The organism is Desulfobulbaceae bacterium (assembly GCA_015231515.1).
Taxonomy (GTDB): domain Bacteria; phylum Desulfobacterota; class Desulfobulbia; order Desulfobulbales; family VMSU01; genus JADGBM01.
Window position 1 is genome coordinate 1 of sequence record JADGBM010000164.1, and the last position, 4,916, is coordinate 4,916.

The following is a 4,916-nucleotide window of genomic DNA, read 5'->3' on the forward strand; positions in this document are numbered from 1 at the left end:
CCGGTTCTCATCAAGGGCAGTCATGGAGTGGAAACGATCTTTGGGCAGTCCTGAGTTTTCCATGGCAATTACACAGTTAGTGTTACATGGATTACCGACCACGAAAAGTTTGCAGTCGCTTGAGGCATGCGATGCCATTGTCTTGCCAAGCGGGCCGAAGATACCGCCATTAACCTTGAGAAGATCACTGCGCTCCATGCCTTGCTTTCTTGGAACTGCTCCTATTGCTAAAATCCAGTCAACACCATCAAATGCCACTTCCATCTTGTCGGTACAGACGATCTTTTTTAATAAGGGAAAGGCGCAGTCATCAAGTTCCATTTTTACGCCTTCAAGGGCGCCGAGGGCCTGGGGAAGTTCCAGAAGTTGAAGCTCAATTTCGGTGTCAGGGCCAAGCATTTGTCCCGAGGCAATACGAAAAAGTGTTGCATATCCAATTTGTCCAGCGGCTCCTGTTACGGCGACTCTTGCTCTTTTTCCTGCCATTATTCCTGTTCTCCTATATTTAATTGTGAGTTGATACTATCCCTATATGTATTGAATTTAACGCCATATTGTCAAGACCAATGTCAAAACTGAAAATGTGACATTAACTTGCTGCGGTCACCTGGCTTTTAATGGTTCCGGCATTTGTGAAAATACGTAATTTGTCGCCAGGAGTCACCTGTTTACTGGAGCTGACAATACAATTTGCCGGGTCGGTATAGACAATCGAGTAGCCCCGTTCTAAAACCGCCTTCGGGCTGACTGCTGTGAGCAGCGCTGTGGCGTTTTTGGTTTGAGTCAGCTTTGTCTGGGTGGTATTTTGGATGCTGTTGATGATTGATTTTTGCAGTTGCGACAGATGCTTTTTCTGGCTGGTAATGGTGTGCTGAGGGGAGTTGGTCTTTAATCTGCGCAGTATATCGTGTAACCGATGACTGCGCAGCGCCTGGTGATCTTTTAATGAGTAGATCAGGTTGCTTTGGAGATGATCGATTCGTAAACGCAGATTTTGCAGCAGGGACGTTGGATCAGATAGAAGCCGTTTCTGCAGGGTTAAAGTTTGTCGGTATGCCCCAAGGCGCTGACGTAAGGCGCTAGCAAGTCTTTCACGTAGTCGTTCAGTTGCAGCTTTAAGATCTCTGCGGGAAGGCACGACCATCTCGGCTGCTGCTGACGGTGTTGGCGCCCTCATATCTGCGACAAAGTCAAGAATGGTGAAGTCAATTTCATGGCCGATAGCAGAGACAACCGGCAAGGGTGACTGGAATACGCAGCGAGCCAGAAGTTCGTCATTAAAAGGCCACAAATCTTCAAGGCTGCCGCCACCACGACAGATAACAATAACGTCTGCGACACCTCGATTGTTGGCTTGCTGGACAGCAGAAATTATCTCCTGGGCTGCCTCATTTCCTTGTACACGCACTGGGTAAATTTCTATGGGCAGAGAGGCGAACCTGTAACAGAAGTCATTAAAGATACAAATTGGCTTCAAGGTGAGTTTATCTCAACCGTCCAGCAACGAGGCGCGGCAATTATCAAGGCGCGTGGTGCTTCATCAGCCGCCTCAGCCGCCAATGCCTGTGTTCAGAGCATTTACAATTTGACCCACGACACTCCGGCCGGCGAAACATTTTCCATCAGCCTCTGCTCCTCAGGTCAATACGGTGTGGACAAGGGGCTCATCTTCTCATTTCCCTGCCGTGTCGAAAAGGGGCAGCTTAAGGTTGTTGAGGGCTTCAAGCAAGACGATTTTGGTAAAGAAAAGTTCAATATAACTCTTGAGGAGTTACGCTCTGAAAAGGCTGCTGTAGTTGAGCTGGGACTGCTTTAAATCTCCCAGTGTCACTGACTTTGGTCCAATTTGATATTCAGACAGATTTTCAGAGAGTGGTTGAAGCCAGACATAGCGTTAATACCCAATAAATCAGTTAAAGAAGGGACATTATGGAACTTAAAGAGTTAACTCCAGAGTACCAACTTGATTATCTAGGCCTGAAACAACTTGGCTACGTTCATTGGAACTTATCGACACCCGCCCTCTACGAATTTGCTGTCCGCCGTTTTGAGGGACAGGTTTCTCACCTTGGCCCCCTAGTTGTCAATATGGGCCAGCATACCGGCAGGGCCGCTAAAGATAAGTACGTGGTGGACGAACCGACAACAACCAATGATGTTTGGTGGGGTAAAATCAATGTTAAGTACCCGGAAGAACGTTTCGAAGCATTATTAAAGCGAATGACAGCTTATTTGCGCGGCAAGATGATTTTTGTACAAGACTGTTATGCCGGTTCAGACCCTGCCTATCGTCAGTCGGTGCGAGTGATATCAGAAAATGCCTGGCACAGTCTTTTCGCCCGCAATATGTTTGTTAAAGACAAAAGACAGGAAGCTGTCACAAACTTCATTCCAGATTTCACAGTGCTCCAGTGCCCGAGTTTCAATGCTGACTCCGAAGAAGACCAAACACGCAGCGGCACATTTGTTGCCTTGAATATCAAACGTAAACTTATTTTGATTGGTGGCACAGCCTATGCCGGGGAAATTAAAAAATCTATTTTCTCGGCGCTCAATTTTCTGCTGCCCAGCCAGGATGTCCTGTCGATGCACTGTTCTGCCAATATCAGCAAATCCGACCCGAACGATGTTGCCATCTTTTTTGGTTTATCCGGTACCGGCAAAACCACCCTTTCCGCTGACCCCAATCGCTCATTAATTGGTGATGATGAACATGGGTGGGCCGCCAATGGTGTTTTTAACTTTGAAGGTGGTTGCTACGCCAAGGTAATTAATCTCTCTCCGGAAGCAGAGCCTGAAATTTTTGCCTGTACCCGTAAATTTGGTACGGTGCTCGAAAACGTTGCCATGGATCCAGTGACCAGAATACTCGATCTCAACGACGCCAGTTTCACCGAAAACACCAGGGCCTCATACCCCCTGAGCCACTTGCCAAACTATGTCCCTTCGGGCATGGCTGGTCACCCCAAAAATATTATTATGTTAACTGCCGATGCTTTTGGAGTCCTGCCGCCAATTGCCAGGCTTACTCCTGACCAGGCCATGTATCACTTCATCAGCGGCTATACCGCAAAAGTGGCCGGCACCGAAAAAGGTGTTACCGAACCAACCGCAACCTTCAGCGCCTGTTTTGGTGCTCCCTTTATGGTCAGACACCCCTATGTTTATGCCGAGCTTCTCGAAAAACGAATTACTGAGCACAACTCAAAATGCTGGCTCGTTAATACCGGCTGGACCGGAGGCCCCTATGGTGTTGGCAACAGGATGCCCATTAAACATACGCGTGCCCTTCTTGATGCCGCTATAAATGGTGAACTAGATGACGTTCCGACTGTAATTGATCCAGTCTTCGGATTTGAAGTGCCAATAGATGTACCAGGAGTTCCGCAAAAAATCCTGACCCCTAAGAAAACCTGGCAGGATCCTGACGCCTTTGACAGACAGGCCGCTAAACTTGCCAAACTATTCCATGACAACTTCGAACAGTTCAGGGATATGGCCCCGGAAAGTGTTGTTTTGGCAGGACCGAAAGGTTAGGGGAACATAATATTTGTACATATGATGAAAAATCCCCCTTAGTCCCTCTGTTTTTAGATAAGCGACGCAGGAGACTTCGAAGGGGGATTCAGGGGGATTTTGTGAAGTCTGAGACTAACTCATATTTGTTGTTGCTTTACGTTCTATTAGGCAATAATTTAAGAACCTCCTGGCAATCAGTTCAACTAGACCTTAAAGCCTTCATCACCTCTCTGGAAAAAATTGATGCTGAGTAAATCAACTCCACAGATCCGCCAATTTCACCAACAAAGGCGACAACAACAACTTGAAGTTATAGAAAAAAAACGTCAACGTATTCTTGCTCAAACCGCAAAAATTATAGAGATATTAAAAAGACATGGGACAAGTAAAGCCGTTTTATTTGGCTCTACCCTCAACAAAAAACAGTTTCACCTAAAATCTGACTTAGACCTGCTAGTATACAATCTACCACTGTCCAAATGGCTGCCAACCTTACTTGATCTCGAAGAAATTGAAGAAATTTCCGACATTGAAATTGACTTAAAACGCGCCGAAGAACTGCCTGAAGATATGCTCAGTTCTATCAACCAACATGGAAAGATTCTCCTGTAAATGAATCAACATTCCAGTGCGGCCTTTTTTATGGATAGAAGTAGATTGAAAGTTGAGTTGACCCCATATCGGAAAAACAACAGCCCCTAAGCAGACAAAAGCATTTCCTGTCTTTCAACCCGAATCTGCTCGACAACATCAAGGACAATATCTGTTAGAGTAGCAGAACCTAAAGTGAGCAGTGCCTTCATCAACGAATCAATTTCTGGCACAAAGGCACGGCACATATTTAATACTTCCTTATGCAAATTGGCATCAGACGCAATAAAACGATATAGATCAACTGCTGTAAACTCTTCTTCCCGGCTGCTAAAATATGGCTTTGTCATTTTTAACCTCACTGGTTACATATTAAGTTAATGACTACCCAATATGCACTCAGTGTGCCACAGACAAAATACTTTCACTTATCCTTTGTTTACAAGTAGTTACCATTTGAGTTCGCTATATACACATAGGAAAATGTTGTCAAAAACATGACAAACCGTTAGGCAATTTTCACTCAGCTTTATATCTCAGTAGGTAAAATTTATAAAATCAAAACAAAAACCCCACATCAGATATCACTCAAATAAGGGGCAAATAATACATTGAAGTATCAAAGGGGAGACTGCTATCGACAGGTCTTAACCTACCAAGCTATTCCTGGAACACCATCAACCTCATTAACTATTCGTAACACAACATTTTTGCCGTCCTCAATCTGATACACCACAAAAACTCGTTTTCCTTTAACCACCTCAGCATTCCCCTTAGCAATCACATTAAAATCATCGTTCAAATAG

At 45.1% G+C, this 4,916-nt stretch carries 7 protein-coding genes; 3 read left to right on the forward strand and 4 right to left on the reverse strand.

Going from position 1 to position 4,916, the window contains the following annotated elements; genetic code table 11:
* Both HQK80_15345 and xseA read right to left on the reverse strand, forming a co-directional pair.
* Positions 1 to 486, reverse strand: a 486-nt coding sequence (locus HQK80_15345; GenBank protein ID MBF0223567.1) for a malate dehydrogenase, incomplete at its 3' end; no start/stop codon positions are given.
* A 103-nt stretch (positions 487 to 589) separates the two neighbouring features.
* Positions 590 to 1,408, reverse strand: a complete 819-nt coding sequence (xseA, locus tag HQK80_15350) for an exodeoxyribonuclease VII large subunit (protein MBF0223568.1) — start codon at positions 1,406 to 1,408, stop codon at positions 590 to 592.
* Here xseA and HQK80_15355 point away from each other — a divergent pair.
* From HQK80_15355 to HQK80_15365, 3 genes are all read left to right on the forward strand, one after another.
* Positions 1,358 to 1,816 carry a hypothetical protein gene (locus HQK80_15355; protein MBF0223569.1) on the forward strand — a complete coding sequence of 153 codons (459 nt, stop codon included), beginning with the start codon at positions 1,358 to 1,360 and terminating at the stop codon, positions 1,814 to 1,816. The two genes, xseA and HQK80_15355, sit on opposite strands and share 51 nt — an antisense overlap.
* A 113-nt stretch (positions 1,817 to 1,929) precedes the next feature.
* Positions 1,930 to 3,537 carry a phosphoenolpyruvate carboxykinase gene (locus HQK80_15360; protein ID MBF0223570.1) on the forward strand — a complete coding sequence of 536 codons (1,608 nt, stop codon included), beginning with the start codon at positions 1,930 to 1,932 and terminating at the stop codon, positions 3,535 to 3,537.
* A gap of 225 nt (positions 3,538 to 3,762) precedes the next feature.
* Positions 3,763 to 4,131, forward strand: a complete 369-nt coding sequence (locus HQK80_15365; GenBank protein ID MBF0223571.1) for a hypothetical protein — start codon at positions 3,763 to 3,765, stop codon at positions 4,129 to 4,131.
* An 86-nt stretch (positions 4,132 to 4,217) separates the two neighbouring features.
* Here HQK80_15365 and HQK80_15370 read toward each other — a convergent pair whose 3' ends face one another.
* Complete coding sequence (locus tag HQK80_15370; GenBank protein ID MBF0223572.1) at positions 4,218 to 4,460, reverse strand: hypothetical protein; 243 nt, start codon at positions 4,458 to 4,460, stop codon at positions 4,218 to 4,220.
* 302 nt (positions 4,461 to 4,762) lie between these two features.
* The coding region (locus tag HQK80_15375) for a hypothetical protein (GenBank protein ID MBF0223573.1) at positions 4,763 to 4,916 on the reverse strand (154 nt) is incomplete at its 5' end.